This window comes from Bradyrhizobium sp. AZCC 2289, assembly GCF_036924615.1.
GTDB lineage: Bacteria > Pseudomonadota > Alphaproteobacteria > Rhizobiales > Xanthobacteraceae > Bradyrhizobium.
Window position 1 is genome coordinate 3,961,940 of record NZ_JAZHRY010000001.1, and the last position, 23,457, is coordinate 3,985,396.

Consider the following 23,457-nt stretch of genomic DNA (forward strand, 5'->3'; position numbering starts at 1 on the left):
CTTCTAATGGGATGGTCCGGCCGTGCTCCTGCCCCGCCAGCAAGCGAAGCTGGCAAGGGGCGCCAAGGACAAGGAGCACGCCATGTCTCAGATACCCAATACCGCGATCGCCGTGATCGGCATCGATATCGGCAAGAACTCATTCCACGCCGTGGGCCACGATGCGCGCGGCGCCATCGTGCTGCGGCAAAAGTGGTCGCGTGGCCAAGTGGAAGCGCGGCTCGCCAATATACCGCCCTGCCTGGTCGGCATGGAAGCCTGCGTCGGCGCCCATCACCTGAGCCGCAAACTCGCATCGCTTGGTCACGATGCCAGGTTGATGCCGGCCAAATATGTCCGCCCCTATAGCAAGGGACAGAAGAACGACTTCAATGATGCCGAAGCGATTGCCGAAGCCGTGCAGCGCCCGACGATGAAGTTCGTGGCGACCAAGACCGCGGAGCAACTGGATCTGCAGGCGCTGCATCGGGTGCGCGAGCGGCTGGTGTCGCAACGCACCGGCATCATCAACCAGATTCGCGCCTTCATGCTGGAACGCGGGATCGCCGTGCGCCAGGGGATCGGCTTCCTGCGCACGGAACTGCCCACCATCCTTGCGACGCGCACCGATGCCCTGTCGCCCCGCATGTTGCGTATCATCGAGGAGTTGGCAGGCGACTGGCGCCGGCTGGATCAGCGCATCGATGGCTTATCCGGCGAGATCGAAGCCCTGGCCCGTCAGGATCAGGCATGTTCGCGCCTGATGACGGTGCCCGGCATCGGGCCGATCATTTCGAGCGCCATGGTGGCCGCGATCGGCACTGGAGACGTATTCTCCAAAGGCCGCGACTTCGGCGCCTGGCTCGGACTGGTGCCCAAGCAGATCTCGACGGGAGACCGCACGATCCTCGGCAAAATCTCCAGGCGCGGCAATCGCTACCTGCGCGTTCTGTTCGTGCAGGCGGCATGGGTTGTGCTGGTCAGGATAAAGGACTGGGAACGTTACGGGCTCAAATCCTGGATCGAAGCCGCCAAGAGGCGGTTACACCACAACGTGCTGGCGATCGCGCTCGCCAACAAGCTTGCCCGGATCGCCTGGGCGGTGCTGGCCAAAGGACGCGCCTTCGAGCTGACGAGGACCGACGATGCAGGCGTCCGACCCGCTTGATCCTCGCGCCGTGCTCGGCGCGGTCAAGGCGCAGCCTGGCGACGCCGGCGCCCGCCGCAAGCCAGGCGCGACGGCCGGCCTTGACCGCCCCTGCGCGCGACGCGATCGACGTTCTGCGGGCCGGGACGAAGGAACGGCCCTTGGCTCGAACAAAGGAACTGCGCGACATGAGGAGCAAGCGATGACGTAACCCTATCAACAGTTTCCAGCCGAGGTCTGCGAGAGGATGAGACGAGATGGAGGTTCGGTCTTCCGAGCGCGTGCGAACACTGGTGACCCAAATGGCCCAATCGAGGCCTGTCCGCTAATTAGAACGCACGCGCGCTGATATCCATGATGGCCCGGAGCACCACATGGGCTCCAATCAGAGGCCGGATACATTGATGCAAGACCGCCGCCGCCAATTCGACGAAATCTTCTTGCAACGCGCGGCCGGACCATACATTTGGGTCAAAAACCGTCCTGACGGCCCCGCCGCGCGACTTCCGGTCTACCCCGAACAACGGATATCACGTGTCAGAGCGGTCACTTCCGAAAATCGCCAATAAGCGACGTAGTAGACTTTATGCGCAAGATCGTCTGACAATCGGCCGTCGAACTGTTGGGTGTGCGAACGGAACCTCAGTTGCACACTTCCACCATTTCAAGCACTTAACGCCTGTATCGACGAGCGAAACGAACACTTGAGTCCCGACAAGCTGCATGGCATCGTGACCCTTAACGTCCAGGCCGGAGCAACATGACGAGTCCCTGCCGCGTCCTAATGATCTATCCGAAGTTCGTTCCGGACTCGTTCTGGAACTATACGGAAGCTTGCGAACTCGTCGGCGCGAAGTATCCGGCGGCGCCACTCGGACTGATCACCGTCGCCGCCATGCTGCCGAAGCATTGGGACATTCGTCTCGTCAACCGTAACACCGAGCCTTTGACGGACGAGGACCTCGACTGGACCGATCTCGTAATGATCGGCGGGATGCTCAACCAGCAGCCTGATTTTCTTCACCTGATCGATCTCGCCCACCTGCACGGCAAGCCAGTATGTGTCGGTGGGCCTGACGTCTCCTCCAGCCCGCATCTTTACGCGGACGCGGACTTCCAGGTGATCGGCGAGGCCGAGCAAATCATCGAGCAATTCATCGCCGCCTGGGAAAGCGGCGAGCGCAAGGGCGTGTTCATCGCCGAGAAATTCAAGATCGACGTCACGCTAAGCCCGATGCCCCGCTACGATCTGATCAAGTTCGATCATTATCTCTTCATTGGCGTGCAATATTCGCGTGGCTGCCCGTTCACCTGCGAGTTCTGCGATATTATCGAGCTGTATGGTCGCGTGCCGCGCACCAAGACCCCCGATCAGATTCTCGCTGAGTTGCAAGCGCTCTACGATCACGGTTATCGCGGGCATGTCGACTTCGTCGACGACAATTTCATCGGCAACAAGAAGAACCTCCGCATCTTACTGCCGCGGCTCAAAGCCTGGCTGGAAGAGCGAGACTATCCGTTCGAGTTCTCGACCGAAGCCTCGATCAATATCGCGGACGACAGCGAGCTGTTGCAGGCAATGAAGGACGCGAACTTCTTCGGGATTTTCGTCGGCATTGAGAGCCCGGATCCAGAGACCCTCGTGCAGATGAAGAAAAAACAGAACACCAGGCGCAACATCGCCGAGTGCGTTCACAAGATTTACGGCTACGGCATGTTCGTCACCGCGGGTTTCATCGTCGGGTTCGACACCGAGAAAGTCTCGATCGAGCAGGCGATGATCGACTTCATCGAGGAGGCGAGCATTCCAGTCTGCATGGTTGGACTTCTCTATGCACTGCCTGGCACACAGCTGACGCGGCGGCTAGCCCAGGAAGGCCGCCTGCACAAAGGCCATGATCTCATGAAGGTCGAGCACGCGGGCGATCAATGCACGCTCGGCTGCAATTTCGACACCAAACGTCCGCTTCGTGATATCCTTATGGATTACAAGGCCGTGCTCGGGCACGTGTTCAGCCCGGCGGCATATGCAGGGCGGCTGTCGCGGCTTGCCGTCATGCTCGACCGGTCCAACCGGCGCCGCGATCTGCCGGATGGCGACGTGCGCAAGAGGCTTGGCGGCATCGACAGCGTATACAAGATCATGCGTGCCCTGCCGGAGGTTCGCGAGCCGTTCTGGAAGACCTTCGTCGAGGTCGCCAAGTCCAATCCAGGCGCGCTGCGTTACATCGTGATGCTGATGGCGCTGTACATGCACCTCGGGCCGTTCTCGAAGCGCGTGATCAGTGAGATTGACCGCCGGATTGCCGAGTTGGACGGTGCCTCCGTGAGGGCCACGGAGCTTGTGCTGTGAGCTCATCGAGGATGCCGTTTGGTGGACGGCAAAGTTCGCTGGTGCGCTTGGCTTGGAAAGCCCGCGGTCCGTAATCCCATCCAAGATGTGGGCGTTACCGCCAGCAGTGGTGAGCCACAGCCACTGATCGGGATATTCGCGGGTTCAGCCCTCAATCACCGAATTCGCGCTTTGGTCTTCTTACTTCCGAAATGGGTCTTGGCTGTGCGAAAACGCGACGGCGCGCAAATTGCGGAGAAAAGCATTCCTTCTGACGCCGCTTCTGAGACTACGGAGAGCATGCTGAGCTCCAGTGCCGCGTGATCTGAGAAGTAGATTCTCCAGCGTTGGCAAGATTTCACGTTTTCACACAGCCGGGGTCATTCACGACCGAACTGGGCTGTCTGCGCCATGTCCGGTCTACACCCGATAGCGACCGAATAGCGGACGTCGCTGGAGGTCCGGTTCGTGCCACAACCCGACATCCATGATGGATAGTGAAGGCGCAGCCTAACCTGCTCGGTGAAAGCGATCAGCTTTATAAATTCTTGTTTAATGGCAACGACGCAGCTGCTGACGTACTTGGTTCACCAACAGGATAGCAATGTTTGCACCGGTATTGCGCTGCAATCCATGAGACTCGATCTTCGTCGATCGTTCGCATGAGCAGTTCACTACGAAGCCACGCCAACACGTCAATTTGATGGGACGTTAGGTTGAATCGGCGGAGTCGCTTCACGCCATAATCCGTATCTAACAACCCGGACTCGTCATCTTAAGGAGGGATTCATGTCGTTATCATCATTGTCGCGTCGTCATTTTTTCGGCGGTGCTGCGAGCATCGCGGCCGCCGTAACGGCGCCTCGTACTGTATTCGCTCAAGCGCCCGCAGCCGCACCGGAGCCTGTGCCGAGCGGTCCATTTACGATTCCGCCGCTCACCTATCCGACCAATGCGTTTGAGCCGCACATCGATGCCAGGACCATGGAAATCCACCACGACAAACACCATGGAGCCTATGTCGCCGCTCTCAATAGCTTTGCCAAGGACCATCCGCAGATCGCAGAAAAGCCGGTCTTGGAAGTGCTGGGCGACCTTGAGGCGGTGCCGGAGTCCATCCGCACCGGTGTGCGCAACAATCTTGGCGGCCACGCCAATCACACCATGTTCTGGGAAATCATGGGACCAAACGGCGGCAAGCCCGAAGGCGAGGTATTGGCAGCGATTGATCGCAATCTCGGCGGCCTGGAGAAGTTCCAGACCGATTTCAATGCTGCGGGCGGACGCCAGTTCGGCTCGGGCTGGGTGTTCGTAACTGTCACAAAGGATGGCAAGCTCAAGATCGAGACCCGCCCGAACCAGGACACTCCACTCATGGATGGAAAGCGGGTGTTGTTTGGCAACGATGTCTGGGAGCACGCTTATTATCTCAGTTACCAGAACCGCCGCATTGATTACCTCAAAGCCTGGTGGAACACTGTGAACTGGGGCAAGATCGCGGAGCGCTATGCCGCCGCGAAGGCAGGCACGCTCGGCGTCTAGATTGGACCGCAAAATCGGTTCATTTCCCATGCTCGTTGGGGGGCCGCGCGTGGCCTATGATTCCGCCGCGTATTAGGCTCTTCGTCGATCTCATCGCGGATCTCGGGAGCGGGGCGGTGAGCATAGTTTGGCACCCAGTGTGATCTCAGTGTAACTCGTTTGCGCTTGGAGATCGATGTCCGGTGTGGGTCTTGGCCGTGGTCTTGGCCGTGTGAAAACGCGACGGCGCGCAAATTGCGGAGAAAAGCATTCCTTCTGACGCCGCTTCTGAGACTACGGAGAGCATACTGAGCTCCAGTGCCGCGTGATCTGAGAAGTAGATTCTCCAGCGTTCGCAAGATTTCACGTTTTCACACAGCCAGGGTCAACAACGGCCCTGACGGCCCCGAAACGAGACTTCCGCTCTACCCCGATCAGCGGACATCGTCAGACCGCCCGGCATGTCTCAAGGGTGCCATAACCAGAACTGCGCAACGGTCATCGGTTCATCTCAGCTCGTTCGAGCCCTCAAACTGAGGCGGCCGAATGAAAACCCGCCCGAACAGTGCGAGGCTTGATAGCTTTCAATCTACTCCGGCCGATTGTCGAGCTTGGAAAGTGTCGAGCATAAGAAAAGAGCGGCCTGAGCCGCTCTTTTCCTGCTTTTATGGGCAAGGACGCCACAGACCAGTGCCGTCCATATACTCCCGGGATGTCGAGTCGTAGTACGCCCCGAGACTCCGGCAATAGGAAGCATCAGCGCTCGATACCGCGCTTGTCTGAGCAACGCGGGACCCGCCGCTGCTGACATACATCGCACCGCCACCGCGGACGCCGCGGAGCCCCATGGCGAAGGCCGGGGTCGCAACTGCTAACGCGAGTGACAGGGCCGTCGCCCCTACAATACCAAGTTTCGACATTACGCTTCTCCTTAAGAACCTAGAACAAAACCATCGCCGTCAGGCGTAAGGCTTATGTGGGTTAGCGATCGGCTGCGCTCTATGCCCGATGCTGGGAAAGATTAGTGCGGGGCGCGCAACGCACCGCGATTGTCAGACGCTCTCTGAGCCGTCTTATTCGGTGACGTCGTGCGAGCTCTTATTCCGGTCCTCTGTCCAATCAGGATCCCAGTAGGGCGGCCTGCCAAACCGTTTCTGGGCAAAATCCAGAAAAGCCCGCACCTTCGATGGCACCATGCGATGCGGAGGAAAGACCCCGAATATGCCACTCGGCTTCGTAGCGATCATAGAAGACCATTCGGGAAGCACATGCCGCAGACGACCCGCCTTGATATCCTCTCCGACCAGCCATGTCGGGAGGAGCACGACCCCTACGCCGTCAACCGCCGCATCGCGCAGCGGCTCGGAGTCGTCGGCTCGCAACGTGCCGGTGACGGGCACTTGCTCGAAAGCATCGCCTGGCTCGGCCTGGTGACGAAAGAACCAACGATCGGTCGGCTGCAGCGCATAGACAAGACAATTGTGCTGCAGCAGATCGATCGGCTCGGCGATCGGCGGCCTGCGGTCCAGATAGGCCGGGCTCGCGCAGACAATGCGACGGTGCGGCGCGAGCTTGCGGGCGAGCATGCTGGAATCGATGAGTGGACCGATACGGATCGCCAAGTCGGCGCCGACGGCCAGCAGATCGACTCGCACATCGGTCAATGAGACATCGAGACGAATATCGGGATAGGCGGCCAGGAAGTCTGGCACGAACGGCATTATATGCAGGCGGGCGAAGGCGCTCGGGACATGCAGGCGGATCAATCCCTGTGGCCGCCCCTCCATTGCCGAGGCCGCATCCCGCGCTTCCTCCAGGCCCCGCAGAACGCCGCGTGCGTGCTCGTAGAATGTGGCGCCCGGCTCGGTGAGATGCGCGCGGCGCGTGGTGCGATGAAACAGGCTGACACCAAGATCCTCTTCAAGGCTGGCGATCGCTCGCGAGACGGTCGATGTCTTGGTATTCGTGGCAATTGCAGCTTTCGAAAAGCTGCCGACCTCCACCGCTCGCACGAACATACGCAGCGCGCCCAGATAGTCCATTTTGGCGCCTCCGTATCGCCGTTGCGACGAAACGTCGAGCACTCGCCCGATCGGCCGCTTCCTGCGACATTCGGTATTCCGGCGAGGGCTTTGGTCGATTTCGACCAGCACTCCAACATTTGTTTGCACGTTTCGCAACAATCATTTCCGGCTGCGGGAATTGGGGCCGACGCCGCGGCATGATGGTACGTTTTTGATGCTAATCCTGATCCAAATGGAGGCAATCTACCTTATTGGCAGCCATACCGGATTGGGTCCGATCGGTACCTCGAACTCGGAGATCATATCGTCGCAAGAGCGGGATGTCGGACCGAGTATCTAGATTTTGTCCATAGCAAAGAGGCCAAATAATCAACCTTCCGACAGCTCGATAATAACGAGATGGTAAATGTCGCTTGTGGGTCAAAACCGGAAAAGCTCAATGTGAGCATATGTTTTCCGCTCTGCCCCTGGAAGCGGACATCGCGCAATGCAGTTGGCATGTCCGAAAAGTGCCCACAGCGGAAGTCGCGGTCTACTCGATCGTTGGTGCCGCGAGACAAGGCGGCGCATTACTCCGGAAGCCCTGCTTGGCGGAGGCCGTCGATATAGATCTGAGGTAGCCGTCGGCCGGCAGGCCATTCAGAAATGCGAAAACCGGGTTCGAGTTTGAGCAGACCGGCTGCTGCCTCCCTCGCTTCTGCTTCGCGCCTTAGATGCGCCAGGGCAATTGCAAGGCAACGATACGTCACCGGATAAAGCTCGTTCTGGCGGATGGCCTTCCTGGTTGCCGCGACTGCCTCATCGAAACGACCAAGACCGATGAATGCAGCGCCCATTCCCGTAAACGCTGAAAAAAGCGACGGGTCAAATGGGCTTGGCCGAATGGTGCGCGCAAAACTCCGGATTGCCTCTTCGGGCTGCCCCGCCATTACATAAGTCCAACCTCGCTGTTCCCATGCGCGCAATGAATTAGGGTTTAAGGCGACCGCACGGTCCACCATCTCCCTTGCAATATCGAAATCGCCAGAAAAGAGGGCCGTCAGGCAGCCGAGTATGCTCAATGCCACATAGTCGTTCCCGCTCTCCGTACTGCCTGCGAGAGGGACGACGGTGCCGACGAACGAATAACCCCGTCCCTTGATGTTTGCGATGTATCGATTGCCAAATTGGCCGTCACCAAGCGCCTTGCGGATGGCGGCAATGTGGACCCGGAGGCTCCCTTCCTCAACGGTTACGTCCGACCAGACGTGATCCATCAGCTCCTGCTTCGCGATGACCTCACCTGGGCGGTCGGCAAGATAGCTCAAAATATCCAGCGCCCGGTCCCCGAGGGGAAGTACTCGACCGTCGCGCCGGAGCACCCTCTCGCCAATCGAAAGTTCAAAAGGGCCGAACCTCAGCTTCCTGTGAACTACGGTGCGATGCATGTGCGTCAGCCAAATGTTGGAGGATCTCTGGTCGTTCCATAACCATCACCAGAGACTTGGTTGCGTGCATTCGAAGTCAGCGGTTTCGATCTTGGCTCGGCGGACTCGCAACCGGGTCTCGCAACACCGCCAATCGGCTTCGCGCCCAACTGGGTAAGGTTGAGCAAGATCGAGATCAGGATGACCGGAAGCATGTCGCCGCGTGCAAAGGCGACGCTGGCCGCGATGAGAGTGGCCTTCAGAGTGGCCAATATTGCGAGAAGCTTTGACATCGGACACCCCGCTTTCTTTTCCGGGCTGCGTCGCAAGAGTGAAATGCGACTTGGTTCACGTGCCTGCTTTTGCCAACATAATCCCCTTGAATCGGCGCGATTAGCCCACATTTCCTTGAATGATCTTTGCGTTCTTCGAGGAAATCGATGGACCTTCTCGGCGCGCTCGGAATCCTGGTCCGCGTGGTGGAGACGGGTTCGTTTTCGGCCGTCGCCCGTGAGCGCGAGCTCAGCCAGGCTGCGGTCGCCCGCCAGGTCTCGCAGCTGGAGGAACATTTCGGGGTCCGCCTCTTTCACCGCACGACGCGAAAGCTCAGCCTGACCGACGATGGCGAGATGCTGCTGGGTCTGGCCCGGCCCGTGCTGGACGGTGTTGACGGGCTGGAAGCAGCGCTCGGCCAGCAGAGCGCCTCACCTGTCGGGCTCGTGCGGGTGGGTGTCACGGTGAGGGCCAGCCGCTTTCTCGCGCAACGTCTGCCGATCTTGCTCGCCGATCATCCGGGGTTGAAGGTCGAACTTGTGGTAGGTGATCGGCTCGGCGACATGATCGAAGAGCGGCTCGACCTTGCCCTGCGCGTCGGCGAGATCAAGGATGAGTCACTGGTGGTGCGCCATAGCGGGATCGCCGTGCGCGTTGCCGCGGCAGCGCCAAGCTACATCAAGCGGCACGGCGAACCATCCAGTCCCGCCGATCTCGCAAACCACACCTGCATTGTGCACGGCGTCGGACCGAATTCGGACGTCTGGACCTTTGTTACGCCGGATGGCTCCAAGAATTTTCGGGTGTCGGGCGGCTTTCTCGCCAACGACGTGCGTGCGGTGCACCTGGCCGCTCGGACCGGATACGGCATCGCCTATCTCGCTCTGGTCGAAGTGGCCGATGACCTCCGCGATGGCAGGCTGGTTCGCGTACTAAGGGACTTTCCCGCTGCCGGTATTCCGTTCAGCCTGCTCTATCCCTCGCGACGGCATCTCGCGCCACGCACGCGTCTTGTGATCGATTTCATCTGGGAGCAGATTCGACAATTCCAGGTGGAGCTTGCAACGGCATGCGATGAGGCGCGCACCGCGTAAGCGTGGCAATCCTTCGCTGGATATGATCGGGTATGGCGACCAAGGGCCGCAGAGTGCAGCTCAATCAGCGACCAATCATCGCCTGGAGCTGCGGGGGATAGCGGTCGCCCTCGACCTGGATCGCAGCAGCTGCGCGTTCGATCTCGGCGAGATCGGCAGCGGTCAGCTCGACGGTCGATGCGCCGATATTCTCCTGCAGGCGATGGAGCTTCGTAGTGCCTGGGATAGGACGATCCACGGGCGCTGCGCCAGCAGCCAGGCGAGCGCGAGCTGAGCCGGGGTGGCGTTCTTTTCGCGCGCGATCCGCTTCAGCAGGTCGACCAGCGCCTGGTTCTTCTGCATCGCTTCGGGTGTAAAGCGGGGCAGAAGCTTTCGATAATCACCCTCCGCAATCCTGGTTTCCGATGACATGGCGCCAGTCAGGAACCCCCTGCCCAGCGGGCTGTACGGCACGAAGCCGATGCCAAGCTCTTCGCAGGCGCCGAGGATGCCGTTGGTCTCAGGGCCACGCGTCCACCGTGAATATTCGTTCTGGAGCGCGGTGACGGGCTGGACTGCATGGGCACGGCGCAGCGTCTCGACGCTCGGCTCGGACATGCCGAAATGCTTGACCTTGCCTTCGGCGATCAGGTCGCGGACGGTGCCGGCGACATCTTCGATCGGCACGTTGGGATCGACGCGATGCTGGTACAATAGATCGATGACCTCAATACCCAGTCGCTTCAGCGATCCCTCGGCGGCCTTGCGGATGGTGTCCGGATGGCTGCTCAGGCCGGTGTTCGCCTTGGTCGTTGGATCGATTGCAAAGCCGAACTTGGTCGCAATAGTGACCTGGTCGCGCACGTTGCGCAAAGCCTCGCCGACAATCTTCTCGTTGGTAAAGGGACCATAGATTTCGGCGGTATCGAAGAAGGTGACGCCCAGATCGACTGCCGATCGGATCAGCGCGATGCGCTCTTCACTGGCGAGCGAGTGGCTGTAAGTGGAATTCAGGCCCATGCAGCCGAAACCTATTTCAGAGACTTTGAGACCGTTGGTTCCCAATTGCCGCGTCTTCATTGCATACCTCGTCATTCGTGCCGTCAGATTGACCAGGTAGCGCTTCCGCACTATTTCGATAAGAGAGGGAAATCGGGATGGGCTTGTGAGGAAAATTCACAATTGGCGCGCGAAAACCTCAACGACCTCTCGGCATTCGTTGCTGTGGCAGAAGCTCACAGCTTCACCAAGGCGGCGGCACGATTGGGCATTTCCCCATCGGCCCTCAGTCACGCGATGCGCGGCCTGGAAGAAAGACTGGGCGTCAGACTGCTTGCACGGACCACCCGCAGCGTCGCGCCGACCGAGGCCGGAGAGCGGCTGCTCACCGTTGTCTTGCCGCACCTCCAGGGAATTGAGTCCGAGTTGTCCGCGCTGAACCTGCTTCGCGACATCCCTGCGGGAACAATCCGGCTCACTGCCAGCGAACATGCTGCTTACACGGTGATATATCCGGTTTTGGCGCGCCTTGCAGCTGACTATCCCGAGATCAAGATCGAGGTGAATGTCGATAACATGCTAGCCGATCTCGTCGCTGGACGGTTCGATGCGGGCATCCGGTTGGGTGAGCATGTCGAGCGCGACATGGTTGCTGTGCGGATCGCCCCTGACATGCGCATGGCGATCGTCGGCACACCGGCCTATTTCGAGCGTCACCCGCGGCCAGAAACTCCGCAGGACCTGACACAACACGATTGCATCGGCATACGGCTGCCAACCCACGGCGGCCTGTTGCCTTGGGAGTTCGACAAGGATGGTCGCTCGATTACAGTACGCGTGGAAGGCCAGTTGATCTTCAACACGAATAACCTCGCTCTGCGCGCAGTGCTCGACGGGCTCGGCCTGGGATACTGCCTGGACGACATGGCCGCTGAGGCCATCGCCGACGGCCGGTTGATCCGGGTTTTGGAGGACTGGTGCGAGCCGTTTCCGGGTTATCACATCTATTATCCAAGCCGACGCCAGCTCTCTCCGGCGCTCCGACTTCTCATAGACGCGCTCCGATTTCGCTAAGATCGAGATAGCCGACTAGTTCCGCAGCGCAGCGAAATGTCGCGATGTGCCAACAGCGGCATGGCAGGGAGGAATGTTATCGCTTAGCCGTCGCCGCAGGAGAAACCTTCGAACTCGTGCGCAGCAGATCTATGCCCAAGATCGCTGGCAATATGCTGAATGCGGCGGCGCCCACGATTCCAAAATTACCAGCGCCGACGAGGGTGATACTGGCCAGGATTGGCACAAGCAGCAGCAACACTGCGCCGGAAAGTCGAGGGCTGGAGGCCCCGTTGAGCGGAACATAGACTCGCTCCGCAAACGCTCTCACCTTATTGCATAGGCACAGAACGCAGATGGTCGATAGGACCACCATCAGGAACCAGGCAGGAAGGACGCCGAAGAAAGCTTCATTCCTGGTGATCAGCATCAACGGAAAATCGTAGCCCGCATGCAGAAGCATCGGCACGGCGAGGGCGGCCGTGAGCCAGACCCGCCGCTGACGAGGATGAAACTGCGCCACCGTCAAAAATGAACCCATGGCAAGGCCGTTGAGGCCATGCATCGGCACGGCCAGCACCGCCCGGCTTGCCGCCAACAGCGGCCACTCTCCGGGAGCGAGAAGGTAGGCGAGATTTTCAATAGCAGCGAAGCCGAGCGCGACTGCGAACGACGTTGTAATCACGTCATGCCGATCGTCGCCAGCGCCATATCGCTTGATGGCGTAAAGGATCGCAGCAAACTTCGCGATCTCCTCCGGAATCGCCGCGATCACGAATGCTTGCGTCACAGCGCCATGAACCGGCGACATGACATCGACTGGAAACGCCTTCTTCAACAGCATCTCGGGAAGAAGCACGAAGATGGTGGCCATGCCGCCACTGAAGAATGCCTCCCAGATCGTCCGGTCGTCCCACCTGGCCCGCGCTTTGGCGATGCCGTACTGCAAGAGCACGAGTGACGGAGCTGTCGCACAAAACAGAATTCCGAGCCGATGCATGTATCCTCACGCCGAAGCTTGCGGGAGCCTGCCATGCCTGATCATAAGGCACTGTCGCCATCATCGAGCGGAATGATTAAAGACTCGACAACCTATGCGAGAGCTTTTGGTTGATTGAGCTTTAATTTTGTTCACTGATTTATGGTTGTATTCAGCGCAGCCCTTTCGTCTCGGTGAGGCACTGATGCTCCGGATGATATCTCCAAAGGCGTTTATCGTTTCCAACCTCGCGCATTGGATATTCTTTGTGACTGGCTGGGTCCTCGCGATCGTTCTTTATTGGGCTGGCGCAACTATTTCGTCGGACGGGGCCGCAGGCGTGGCGGCCATCTTCGGCCAGATGAAATCGTCGACTGGGCTCCTTGCCGCAACGACATTAATCTTCTTCCTGGCGCCGATTCCGGCGGGCTACATTGCCGCGAAAATAGCACCAGACGAGAAACTCCTGAATGGCGCCTTATCGATCTCGGCATGGTTTGTGTTTTGCGTCTGCGACGCGATTTGGGGCGGCCACGGCGGAGATACTACCGCTCACATGCCGCACTGGCTTGATGCCCTGACGACGTACGGCGTTCCAATTCCAGCAATGCTCGGCGCCTACATTTGGCACCTGCGCGCCGATCGTGGGGCCTTCGCCCCAGCGATTATCCACCAGGACTATCATGCAGTAGAGGGTCTGCAACGCGAGCCGTTGATGCCGTCAACAGCGTCGAAGCAAAATCAACCACGGCGCTTTGGCCGCACAGGCTCGGGCCTCGGTATATTCATTTTCCTCCTCATGCAGTTTCTCCTCACCGAGCATGAGCGGAATATGCTGCTACTTGCAATGATAGTAGCTCTGGCATTGGTCGTCGCTATTGCTTTCGCGTTAAAGGCATTTAAGAGCACTTCGGGCTGACTAACGAGGCAAGCGTCCGCTTCGGGACGATGAAGCAAGCGCGGTTGGACATACCCTGCCACAGCAAAAGCGGGTCGCACCCGCCGAGGCGGGGCATCCAGTATCCCGGGAATTTGGATAGCAATCGAGATAGCGCGGCGTACTGGATCATCCACTTTCGCGGATGATGACAGTCAGCGCAAGCCTACGCGTACTTGCCGTGGCAGTGCTTGTACTTCTTGCCGCTTCCGCAGGGACAATCCTCGTTGCGGCCGACCTTGCCCCAGCTTGCGGGATTTTTGGGATCGCGATCGGCGCCGACCGCGGCCGGCACCAATGAGGCATTGGCGAACGCCATCTCGTCTTCGCCGGTATTCGGATCGAGCTTGTGGACTTCCATCGGCGGCAAGACCGGCTGCTGCTCCTCCGGCGGCACGATCTCGACGCGCATCAATTGCGCCGTCACCGCCTCGCGCAGATGCGCGATCATCGCCTCGAACAGGCTGAAGGCTTCCGACTTGTATTCCTGCAGCGGATCGCGCTGGCCGTAGCCGCGCAGGCCGATCACCTGGCGCAGATGGTCGAGCATCACCAGATGCTCGCGCCAGAGATGATCCAGCGTCTGCAGCAGGATGGTTTTCTCGACGTAGCGCATCACGTCGGGGCCCCATTGCGCGACCTTGGCCGCCATGTGCTCGTCGACGCGCGTCTCGATGCGCGACAGCAGTTCCTCGTCGGCGATGCCTTCTTCCTTGGCCCACGCGTCGACCGGCAGATCGACGTCGAGCACACGCTTCAATTCTTCCTTGAGGCCGGCCACGTCCCACTGCTCGGCATAGGCATGCTCGGGCACGTGCTTGTTGACGACATCCTCGACGAATGCGTGGCGCATGTCGGCCACCGTCTCGGCGACGCTGTCCTCCTTCATCAGATCGACGCGCTGGTCGAAGATCACCTTGCGCTGGTCGTTCTGGACGTTGTCGAATTTGAGCAGGTTCTTGCGGATGTCGAAGTTGCGGGCCTCGACCTTCTGCTGGGCTTTTTCCAGCGCCTTGTTAATCCAGGGATGGATGATGGCCTCGCCCTCCTTGAGGCCGAGCCGCGTCAGCATGGAATCGAGCCGGTCGGAGCCGAAGATCCGCATCAGATCGTCTTCCAGCGACAGGAAGAATTTCGAGCGGCCGGGGTCGCCCTGACGGCCGGAGCGGCCGCGCAACTGGTTGTCGATGCGACGCGATTCGTGGCGTTCGGAGCCGATGATGTAGAGTCCGCCCGGTTTTGAAACCGTCTTCGCTGGCCTGGCGCCCTTGGCCGGCTCGACCTCGACGACGTCTTCGGCTTTCAGCACGAGTTCGCGGAAGCGTTCGATATCGGCCTTGATGCGTTCGATCTTGGCGGCTTTCTCGGCCTCGTCGGTAATGCCAACGGTCTCCTGCAGGATCCGCATGTCGAGCGAACCGCCGAGCTTGATGTCGGTACCACGGCCGGCCATGTTGGTCGCGATCGTGATCGCGCCGGGCACGCCGGCCTCGGCGACGATATACGCCTCCTGTTCGTGGAAGCGCGCGTTCAGGACCGCGAACAGCTTTGCCGGCTTGCCCGCGCGCGCCGCGGCATAAAGCTTCTCCATGCCGTGTTCGCTGCCGAAATCGATCTGCTTGTAGCCGTTCTTCTTCAGGTAATCGGCCAGCACTTCGGACTTTTCGATCGAGGCGGTACCGACCAGCACCGGCTGCAGCCGGGCGTTGGCGCGCTCCACCTCGGCCAGGATCGCCGCGTATTTCTCGTTCTGGGTGCGATAGACCTCATCGTCTTCGTCCAGACGCGCCACCGGCACGTTGGTCGGGATTTCCACCACTTCGAGCTTGTAGATGTCGAACAATTCGTCGGCTTCGGTCAGCGCCGTGCCGGTCATGCCGGAGAGCTTTTCGTACATCCGGAAATAATTCTGGAAGGTGATCGAGGCCAGCGTCTGGTTTTCCGGCTGGACCTGAACGTGCTCCTTGGCTTCCAGCGCTTGGTGCAGACCTTCGGAATAGCGGCGGCCCTGCATCATGCGGCCGGTGAACTCGTCGATGATGACGACTTCGTCGTCGCGGACGATGTAATCCTTGTCGCGGGTGAACAAGGAATGCGCGCGCAGCGCCTGGTTGATGTGGTGAACCACCGAGACGTTCTCGACGTCGTACAGCGAATCGCCCTTGAGCTGGCCGGCGTCGCGCAACAGCGTTTCGATCTTCTCCATGCCGGCTTCGGTCAGCGTCACCGTGCGCTGCTTCTCGTCGACGTCGTAATCGGTCTTGTCGAGCTTGGGCAGGAAGGTGTCGATGGTGTTGTAGAATTCCGAGCGGTCGTCGAGCGGGCCGGAGATGATCAAGGGCGTGCGCGCCTCGTCGATCAGGATCGAGTCGACTTCGTCGACGATGGCGTAGAAGTGGGCGCGCTGGACCATGTCCTCCAGCCGGTACTTCATGTTGTCGCGCAGATAGTCGAAACCGTATTCGTTGTTGGTGCCGTAGGTGATGTCGCACGCATAGGCGTTCTTGCGCTCGCCATCGTCGAGCCCGTGCACGATCACGCCGGTGGTCATGCCGAGGAAGGAATAGATCTGCCCCATCCATTCGGAGTCGCGCTTGGCGAGGTAGTCGTTGACGGTGACGACATGGACGCCCTTGCCGGCCAGCGCGTTGAGATAGACCGCAAGCGTTGCGACCAGCGTCTTGCCTTCGCCGGTCTTCATCTCGGCGATGTCGCCTTCATGCAGCACCATGCCGCCGATCAGCTGGACGTCGAAATGGCGCTGGCCGAGGGTACGCTTGGCCGCCTCGCGCACGGTGGCAAAGGCCGGAACCAGGATGTCGTCGAGCTTCTTGCCTTCGGCCAATTGCTGGCGGAATTCGGCGGTGCGGGCCTTCAGCGCGTCGTCCGACAACGCGGCGAGCTCGGGCTCGAGCGCGTTGATGGCGCTGACGCGGGACTGATATCCCTTCACCCGCCGGTCGTTGGCGGAGCCGAAAAACTTGCGGGCGAGCGCGCCGATCATACCGAATTCCTGTCTTTAGCGGTTCTGCGTTGCAGCCGTGACGTGGTCCACCGGATTGCCTATCAACTCACCGTGACGCATCGCGGCAAAAGCCCCAAATCGAGGGGTCATCCGCCTAATGAGTGGGAATTAAGCAATCCAAGGTTCAACGGCCAAAAACGCAGCAAAATAAGCGCTATCGCCGTTGACACGATCGGGCAGAGATATGGCTGGGTTAGGGGCTTGTCAACGTGGCTGGTGGCGCCGATTTGGGGCGCCGGCCTGTCCGGGAATTCATCATTTTGACAGACTTTTCGCGTTGCCAATGCCCCATGATTGGGCGAGTGTCCCGCCGCCTTTAGGATCCCATCTTCAAGACAAGGATTTTGCATGACCTCCCCGTTCCCGGAAATGAAAACCGGCCTGCGCTTCGGCTTGGCCTCCCTAGCCGTAACAGGCTGCCTGGCGGCGGTTCTGGCCATTGCTCCGGGCTTGGGCCTGCCGGCCCGCGCCGAGGACAACCCCGTGCTGGCCAAGGTCAACGGCGCGGAGATCCGCCAGAGCGACGTCGCCCTGGCCGAAGAGGAACTCGGCCCCAGCCTCGCGCAGATGGACCCGGCGACCAAAAAGGACAACGTGCTGTCCTTCCTGATCGACCTGAAGGTCGTCGCCAAGGCCGCCGAGGACAAGAAGGTCGAGAATTCCGAGGATTTCAAGAAACGCCTGGCGTTCACGCGTAGCCGGCTTCTGATGGACAGCCTGCTGGCGACCGAAGGCAAGGCTGCGACCACCGACGAGGCCATGAAGAAGGTCTATGAGGACGCTTCCAAGCAGATCACCGGCGAGCAGGAAGTGCACGCCCGTCACATCCTGGTCGAGACCGAGGACGACGCCAAGGCGGTCAAGGCGGAACTGGACAAGGGTGCCGATTTTGCCGAACTGGCCAAAAAGAAGTCCAAGGATCCCGGCGCCTCCGACGGCGGCGATCTCGGCTTCTTCACCAAGGAGCAGATGGTGCCGGAATTCTCCGCGGTCGCGTTTGCGCTGGAGCCCGGCAAGATCTCCGATCCCGTCAAGTCGCAGTTCGGCTGGCACATCATCAAGGTCGAGGAAAAGCGCAACCGCAAGGCGCCCGATTTCGAGCAGGTCAAGGCCCAGATCGAAACCTATGTGACGCGCAAGGCGCAGGCCGATTACGTCGCAAAACTGCGCGAAGCCGCCAAGGTCGAGCGCATGGACAAGCCGGAAGAGACGGCCAAGTCCGATGCCAAGCCGGACGCGGCCAAAGAACCGGCCAAGCCCGCCGATTCCAAGATGGCGCCGGCGAAGAAGTAAAATTCGCTGTCACTTCGGCGAAGCCAATAGTATTTACGATCGTCATGGCCGGGCTTGTGCCGGCCATCTACGTCTTGAAGCATCGTTCAGCGAGAGCAAAGACGTGGATGGCCGGGTCAAGCCCGGCCATGACGAACCATTTTGTTGTCCTGTCGCTTTCGGATTTGCCCCCATGTCCACCGCCATCTCCCCCCTCGCCCCGACCGATGTCCCCGATATGCCCGTGATCGCGGGCGTGAAGCTCGCGACCGCAGCGGCCGGCATCCGCTACAAGGGGCGCACCGACGTCCTGTTGGCGGTGATGGACAAGGGGACCACCGTGGCCGGCGTCTTCACCAAGTCGAAATGCCCGTCCGCCCCGGTGGAGTGGTGCCGCGCCAAACTGGCCAAGGGCGCTGCCCGCGCGCTGGTGGTGAATTCCGGCAACGCCAATGCCTTCACCGGGAAGACCGGCAAGAGCTCGACCGCACTGACGGCGCAGATCGCTGCCAAGGCGGTCGGCTGCAGCACCAATGAGGTGTATCTGGCGTCCACCGGCGTGATCGGCGAACCGCTGGATGCGACCAAATTCGACGGCGTGCTGGCGACGCTTTCCGAAAGCGCATCACCGGGCGACTGGATGAGCGCGGCCAAGGCCATCATGACCACCGATACTTTCCCGAAGGTCGCGACCAGGACCGTCAAGCTCGGCAAGGCCAAGGTCACCATCAACGGCATGGCCAAGGGCGCCGGCATGATCATGCCCGACATGGCGACCATGCTGTCGTTCGTGTTCACCGACGCGCCGCTGTCCTCAAGCGTGCTGCAATCGCTGCTCAAGAGCGGCGTCGAAGACACGTTCAATGCCCTTACCATCGACAGCGACACCTCGACATCGGACACCCTGCTCGCCTTTGCCACCGGCGCTGCCGCAGCCACCGGCGCGCCGAAAATCAGCCGCGCCGGCGATCCCAGGCTGAAGGCCTTCACCAAGGCGTTTCACGCGGTGCTGGCCGACCTCTCCGAACAGGTCGCCCGCGACGGCGAAGGCGCGCGAAAGCTGGTCGAGATCATCGTCGACGGCGCGACCACCAAGGCCTCGGCGCGCAAAATCGCGATGTCGGTGGCGAATTCGCCGCTGGTGAAGACCGCGATCGCCGGCGAGGACGCCAATTGGGGCCGCGTGGTGATGGCGGTCGGCAAGGCCGGCGAGCCCGCCAACCGCGACAAGCTTTCGATCTCGTTCAACGGCATCCGCGTCGCCAGGAGCGGCGCGCGTGATCCGTCCTATAACGAGGCGGAAGTTTCCGAAGTGATGAAGAACCCGAAGATCCAGATCAAGATCGCCCTTGGGCTCGGCAAGGGCCGCGACCGCGTGCTGACCTGCGACCTCACCAAGGAATATGTCGCGATCAATGGCGACTACCGGTCGTGAGCGAAACATCGGCGCATGGCTGACATCAAACTTACCCTCGTGGTCGCCTGCGCGCTGGTCGATGCCGACAAGCGGGTGCTGATCGCGCAGCGCCCGGACGGCAAGGCGCTGGCCGGCTTGTGGGAATTTCCCGGCGGCAAGCTCGAGCCCGGCGAACGGCCCGAGCAAACGCTGATCCGCGAATTGCACGAGGAGATCGGCATCACCGTCAGCGAGCCGTGCCTGGCGCCGCTGACCTTCGCCAGCCATGCCTATAACAGTTTTCATCTGCTGATGCCGCTCTATATCTGCCGGCGCTGGGAAGGCCAGGTGACCGCGCGCGAAGGCCAGCAACTGGCCTGGGTCCGCGCCAACAAACTGCGCGACTACAAGATGCCGCCGGCGGACATCCCGCTGATCCCGCATTTGATCGATTTGCTGATGTGAACTGGCCGCAACGCCCACACTCGTCATGCGCGGGCTTGACCCGCGCATCCATCGAACTTGAGAAAGAGCTATGCGAAGTGGATGGATTGCCGGGTCAAGCCCGGCAATGACGGGTCAGGTTGATTTGGGTGCAGCTTTCCTCACCGCCGCTTCCAGACTCGCCTTCGCCGAACCCGGCCGCAGCGGTTTTGGCTGGCTTTCATGTGGCGCCCAGCCGGACAGCCAGATCACGTCGAAGGTGGCGCGGATGCGGCCGTCGGGATCGGAAAACCGGTTGGCGTAGATCTGCGACATCCGCAACAGGGTGGTGCGGCGGGTCGGCGTCCGCCGCCGCTCGATCATGACATTGGTCGCGCCCATCCGTCTCAGGTCTTCCATCAGCACGAAGGCGTTGTCGTAGCGCACCACTGTGCGATCGACGTCGGTGACCGGCAGCGCAAATCCGGCGCGCTGCAGCAGGCTGCCTGCATCGCGCAGATCGGCGAACGGTGCTACCCGCGGCGACACCCCGCTTTCGCATTCGGCCTCGGCTTGCGCAAAGGCTTGCCTGAGCTCGGTGAGCGTATCGCCGCCGATCATCGCCGCCAGCAGCAGCCCGTCGGGTTTTAGCGCGCAGCGGATTTGCGCCAGCACGCCCGGCAGATCGTTGACGAACTGGAAGGCTAGCGCGGAGATGACGAGGTCGAGCGATTCCGGCTGCAGCGGGAGGGTCTCGGAATCTCCCAGCCCGACATGGCCGACCGACTTGAATCGACCGCGCAGCAATTCCTGCAGCGCCGCGCCCGGTGTCCAAACATCAGCGACATCAGAAAAATTCCGCGTCACCACCTGCAACCGCTCGACCATATCCTCGGTGACGCGGTCGAGCAGGAACGTCGCAGGCTCGCCGCGCTGCGCACGCGCCTGCCGTGCGCGCAGCAAGGCGCGGTCGAACAGGATGGGCGCGGCATTGGGGTTTGCAGCCATGCCGGTTGGTACTCCGATCCCGCAACATCTGGCAATCCGCCACTTGAGCATCGCGCTCCGCGGCGTTAGCTTTCGCCCATGGACGCCGAGGCATCACCACCACGCTCAATTACCGGCCATTTGCGCGGCGCATTGAACGCCGCCCGTGGCGTGTGGGCCCACACGGCGTGGCTGGCGCTCGACATCGCGCTGCCGACGCTGTGCGTGGCCTGCCGCGAACCGGTCGACGGCGAAGGCGTCTGCGCCGAGTGCTGGGCAAAATTGTCGTTCATCGCGCCGCCGTTCTGCCCTCGGCTCGGCATTCCCTTTGTCTACGATCCCGGCCCCGAATTATTGTCGATGGAAGCGATCGCCAATCCGCCGGCCTATGCGCGCGCCCGCGCCGCGGTGCGCTATGACGATGTCGCGCGCACGCTGGTGCATGCGCTGAAATACCAGGACCGCACCGATCTGGCGCCCGCGATGGGCCGCTGGATGGCGCGGGCGGGTCAGGAATTACTTAACCAAGCCGACATACTGGTCCCGGTTCCCCTGCATTGGCGGCGCGGCTGGAGCCGCCGCTACAACCAGTCCGGTGCACTGGCGCGCATCATTTCCAGGCAAAGCGGCGTGAAACTAGCCTCCGAAGCGCTCCGCCGTGTCCGGGCCACCGAGCAGCAGATCGGCCTGTCCCGGTCGCAGCGCGCCAGCAACGTCCAGGGCGCGTTCAAGGTCGCCAGCGACCGGAGCGCCGACATCGCCGGCCGCCGGGTGATTCTGGTCGATGACGTCCTGACCACCGGCGCCACGGTAGATGCCTGCGCGCGGGCGTTATTGCGCGCCAAGGCCGCCGCAGTCGACGTGCTGGTATTTGCGCGGGTTGTGGACACCCATAAAGCTCCCATATAATCGGCAACCCTCAACAACAGAGCGCGTCATGACCGCTGCCATCGAAATCTTTACCCGTCCGGGCTGCGGCTATTGCTCCGCCGCCAAATCGTTGCTGACGCGCAAGAATGCCGTATTCACCGAGTTCAATGTCGCGACCGACCCGACACTTCGACAGCAGATGTGGGATCGCGCCGGCGCCGGCTCGACCTTTCCGCAGATCTTCATCGGCGCAACCCATGTCGGCGGCTGCGACGAGCTTTACGCCTTGGACCGCGAGGGCAGGCTCGATGGGCTGCTGGCGGGCGAAAAGGCCGGCTCATGAGCACTGACAACACTTTCACCGCAGCAATGGTGCAGATGCGCACCGGATTGTTGCCTGAGCCCAGCCTCGAGCAGGGGACAAAACTGATCCGCGAGGCGGCGGCGCAAGGCGCCGACTATGTGCTCACCCCCGAGGTGAGCAACATGATGCAGTTGAACCGCAAGGCGCTGTTCGAACATCTCGCGCCCGAAGAGGACGACAAGTCGCTGAAGGCCTATCGCGCGCTTGCGGCCGAATTGAAGATCCACATCCATATCGGTTCGCTGGCGCTGCGCTTTTCGCCGGAGCGCGCCGTCAACCGCTCGTTCCTGATCGGACCTGACGGCAATTTGCTCGCCTGCTACGACAAGATCCACATGTTCGACATCGATCTGCCCGGCGGCGAGAGCTATCGCGAGTCCGCCAATTACCAGCCCGGCGAAACCGCCGTGATATCGGACCTGCCATGGGGCCGGATCGGGCTCACGATCTGCTATGACGTGCGCTTTCCCGCGCTCTATCGCGCGCTCGCCGAAAGCGGCGCGTCGTATCTCACGGTGCCCTCGGCCTTCACCCGCAAGACCGGCGAGGCGCATTGGCATACGCTGTTGCGCGCCCGCGCCATCGAGACCGGCTGTTTCGTGTTCGCGGCCGCTCAGGCCGGCATGCACGAGAACAAGCGCGAAACGTTTGGCCATTCGCTGATCGTGGACCCCTGGGGCGTCGTGCTGGCCGAGGGCGGCGTCGAGCCCGGGGTTTTCCTCGCCAGGATCGATCCCACCAAGGTCGAGACGGCGCGCAAAGCCGTGCCGTCGCTGCAGCACGGTCGGCGTTTTGGCATCGCCGACCCCAAGGCCGGTCCGGAACATCTGCATCTCGTCCGGGGATCGGCATGATCCGCTATAACCTGCGCTGTGAGCGCGGCCATACGTTCGAGAGCTGGTTTCAGAGTTCCTCGGCCTATGAAACCCAGGAAAAGCGCAAACTGGTGAACTGCCCGGCCTGCGGTTCGGCCAAGGTCGAGCGGGCCATCATGGCCCCGCAGATCGTAAGCAAGAAGGGCCGCGAAAGTGCCGCGCCCGCAGCACCTGCGGATGTTGCAGCCACAGAGGTAGCGGCGCCGGGATCGACGCCGCTGTTGATGGCGCAGGAGCGCGAGCTGCGCGCCAAGATCAAGGAGTTGCGCGATCACATCGTGAAAAACGCCGACAATGTCGGCGAGCGCTTCCCCAACGAAGCGCGCAAGATGCATTATGGCGATATCGAGCACCGCCCGATCTATGGCGAAGCTTCGCCGGACGAAGCGCGCGCGCTGATCGACGAAGGCGTCGAGGTGTCGCCGCTGCCGGTACTGCCGGACGACCGAAATTGATGCGTTAACGGTAGCTGGCGGCTCCACGTCATTGCGAGCGAAGCGAAGCAATCCATTTTTCCGCACA

At 61.0% G+C, this 23,457-nt stretch carries 19 protein-coding genes and 1 pseudogene; 13 read left to right on the plus strand and 7 right to left on the minus strand.

Going from position 1 to position 23,457, the window contains the following annotated elements:
- Window positions 1–82: 82 nt before the first annotated feature.
- From V1289_RS18880 to V1289_RS18890, 3 genes are all read left to right on the plus strand, one after another.
- Complete coding sequence (locus V1289_RS18880) at window positions 83–1,147, plus strand: IS110 family transposase (protein ID WP_334398280.1); 1,065 nt, start codon at window positions 83–85, stop codon at window positions 1,145–1,147.
- Between the two features lie 739 nt (window positions 1,148–1,886).
- Window positions 1,887–3,479 (plus strand): B12-binding domain-containing radical SAM protein, encoded by a 1,593-nt coding sequence (locus V1289_RS18885; RefSeq protein WP_334398284.1) that lies wholly within the window; start codon window positions 1,887–1,889, stop codon window positions 3,477–3,479.
- Between the two features lie 768 nt (window positions 3,480–4,247).
- On the plus strand, window positions 4,248–5,000 hold the full coding sequence (locus V1289_RS18890; RefSeq protein WP_334398285.1) for a superoxide dismutase: 753 nt from the start codon (window positions 4,248–4,250) through the stop codon (window positions 4,998–5,000).
- A 1,052-nt stretch (window positions 5,001–6,052) separates the two neighbouring features.
- Here the strand turns inward: V1289_RS18890 and V1289_RS18895 are convergent.
- The 3 genes from V1289_RS18895 to V1289_RS18905 all read right to left on the minus strand — a co-directional run bounded on the left by V1289_RS18895 (window position 6,053) and on the right by V1289_RS18905 (window position 8,702).
- A complete protein-coding gene (locus V1289_RS18895) occupies window positions 6,053–7,021 on the minus strand; it encodes a LysR family transcriptional regulator (protein ID WP_334398286.1) in 969 nt (322 codons plus the stop codon).
- A gap of 551 nt (window positions 7,022–7,572) precedes the next feature.
- A complete protein-coding gene (locus V1289_RS18900; protein ID WP_334398287.1) occupies window positions 7,573–8,430 on the minus strand; it encodes a winged helix-turn-helix domain-containing protein in 858 nt (285 codons plus the stop codon).
- 5 nt (window positions 8,431–8,435) lie between these two features.
- Window positions 8,436–8,702: a hypothetical protein gene (locus V1289_RS18905; RefSeq protein ID WP_334398288.1), complete on the minus strand. Its 267-nt coding sequence runs from the start codon at window positions 8,700–8,702 to the stop codon at window positions 8,436–8,438.
- A 147-nt stretch (window positions 8,703–8,849) separates the two neighbouring features.
- On the opposite strand from V1289_RS18905, the gene V1289_RS18910 reads away from it, so the two are divergent.
- Window positions 8,850–9,776: a LysR family transcriptional regulator gene (locus V1289_RS18910; protein WP_334398289.1), complete on the plus strand. Its 927-nt coding sequence runs from the start codon at window positions 8,850–8,852 to the stop codon at window positions 9,774–9,776.
- 64 nt (window positions 9,777–9,840) lie between these two features.
- On the opposite strand, the pseudogene V1289_RS18915 reads toward V1289_RS18910, so the two are convergent.
- A pseudogene (locus tag V1289_RS18915) lies at window positions 9,841–10,835 on the minus strand (aldo/keto reductase).
- 102 nt (window positions 10,836–10,937) lie between these two features.
- Between V1289_RS18915 and V1289_RS18920 the strand changes: the two are divergent.
- The gene (locus tag V1289_RS18920) at window positions 10,938–11,828 is read left to right on the plus strand and encodes a LysR family transcriptional regulator (RefSeq protein ID WP_334398290.1); all 891 of its coding nucleotides are present in this window, start codon (window positions 10,938–10,940) and stop codon (window positions 11,826–11,828) included.
- Window positions 11,829–11,904: 76 nt separating this feature from the next.
- Here the strand turns inward: V1289_RS18920 and V1289_RS18925 are convergent, their stop codons facing one another.
- Window positions 11,905–12,756: a PrsW family glutamic-type intramembrane protease gene (locus tag V1289_RS18925; RefSeq protein ID WP_334398291.1), complete on the minus strand. Its 852-nt coding sequence runs from the start codon at window positions 12,754–12,756 to the stop codon at window positions 11,905–11,907.
- Window positions 12,757–12,991: 235 nt separating this feature from the next.
- Between V1289_RS18925 and V1289_RS18930 the strand changes: the two genes are divergently transcribed.
- On the plus strand, window positions 12,992–13,705 hold the full coding sequence (locus V1289_RS18930) for a hypothetical protein (RefSeq protein ID WP_334398292.1): 714 nt from the start codon (window positions 12,992–12,994) through the stop codon (window positions 13,703–13,705).
- A 184-nt stretch (window positions 13,706–13,889) separates the two neighbouring features.
- Here the strand turns inward: V1289_RS18930 and secA are convergent, their stop codons facing one another.
- Window positions 13,890–16,727, minus strand: coding sequence for a preprotein translocase subunit SecA (gene secA, locus V1289_RS18935; RefSeq protein ID WP_334398293.1), 2,838 nt, complete (start codon window positions 16,725–16,727; stop codon window positions 13,890–13,892).
- Window positions 16,728–17,096: 369 nt separating this feature from the next.
- On the opposite strand from secA, the gene V1289_RS18940 reads away from it, so the two are divergent.
- The 3 genes from V1289_RS18940 to mutT all read left to right on the plus strand — a co-directional run bounded on the left by V1289_RS18940 (window position 17,097) and on the right by mutT (window position 19,881).
- Window positions 17,097–18,041 (plus strand): peptidylprolyl isomerase, encoded by a 945-nt coding sequence (locus V1289_RS18940; RefSeq protein ID WP_334398294.1) that lies wholly within the window; start codon window positions 17,097–17,099, stop codon window positions 18,039–18,041.
- A 172-nt stretch (window positions 18,042–18,213) separates the two neighbouring features.
- A complete protein-coding gene (gene argJ, locus V1289_RS18945) occupies window positions 18,214–19,455 on the plus strand; it encodes a bifunctional glutamate N-acetyltransferase/amino-acid acetyltransferase ArgJ (protein ID WP_334398295.1) in 1,242 nt (413 codons plus the stop codon).
- 15 nt (window positions 19,456–19,470) lie between these two features.
- Complete coding sequence (gene mutT, locus V1289_RS18950) at window positions 19,471–19,881, plus strand: 8-oxo-dGTP diphosphatase MutT (protein ID WP_334398296.1); 411 nt, start codon at window positions 19,471–19,473, stop codon at window positions 19,879–19,881.
- A gap of 114 nt (window positions 19,882–19,995) precedes the next feature.
- Here mutT and V1289_RS18955 read toward each other — a convergent pair whose 3' ends face one another.
- Window positions 19,996–20,847 (minus strand): methyltransferase domain-containing protein, encoded by an 852-nt coding sequence (locus V1289_RS18955; RefSeq protein ID WP_334398297.1) that lies wholly within the window; start codon window positions 20,845–20,847, stop codon window positions 19,996–19,998.
- A 78-nt stretch (window positions 20,848–20,925) separates the two neighbouring features.
- On the opposite strand from V1289_RS18955, the gene V1289_RS18960 reads away from it, so the two are divergent.
- Genes V1289_RS18960 through V1289_RS18975 form a run of 4 tightly spaced genes read left to right on the plus strand, consistent with a single transcriptional unit; the run spans window position 20,926 to window position 23,390 of the window.
- The gene (locus tag V1289_RS18960; protein ID WP_334398298.1) at window positions 20,926–21,735 is read left to right on the plus strand and encodes a ComF family protein; all 810 of its coding nucleotides are present in this window, start codon (window positions 20,926–20,928) and stop codon (window positions 21,733–21,735) included.
- 28 nt (window positions 21,736–21,763) lie between these two features.
- Window positions 21,764–22,039, plus strand: coding sequence for a glutaredoxin 3 (gene grxC, locus V1289_RS18965; RefSeq protein WP_334398299.1), 276 nt, complete (start codon window positions 21,764–21,766; stop codon window positions 22,037–22,039).
- Window positions 22,036–22,914: a carbon-nitrogen hydrolase family protein gene (locus tag V1289_RS18970; protein ID WP_334398300.1), complete on the plus strand. Its 879-nt coding sequence runs from the start codon at window positions 22,036–22,038 to the stop codon at window positions 22,912–22,914. Before grxC ends, V1289_RS18970 begins: the two co-directional genes overlap by 4 nt.
- The gene (locus tag V1289_RS18975) at window positions 22,911–23,390 is read left to right on the plus strand and encodes a DUF1178 family protein (RefSeq protein WP_334398301.1); all 480 of its coding nucleotides are present in this window, start codon (window positions 22,911–22,913) and stop codon (window positions 23,388–23,390) included. The genes V1289_RS18970 and V1289_RS18975 overlap by 4 nt, the downstream gene beginning before the upstream one ends.
- Window positions 23,391–23,457 lie beyond the last annotated feature (67 nt).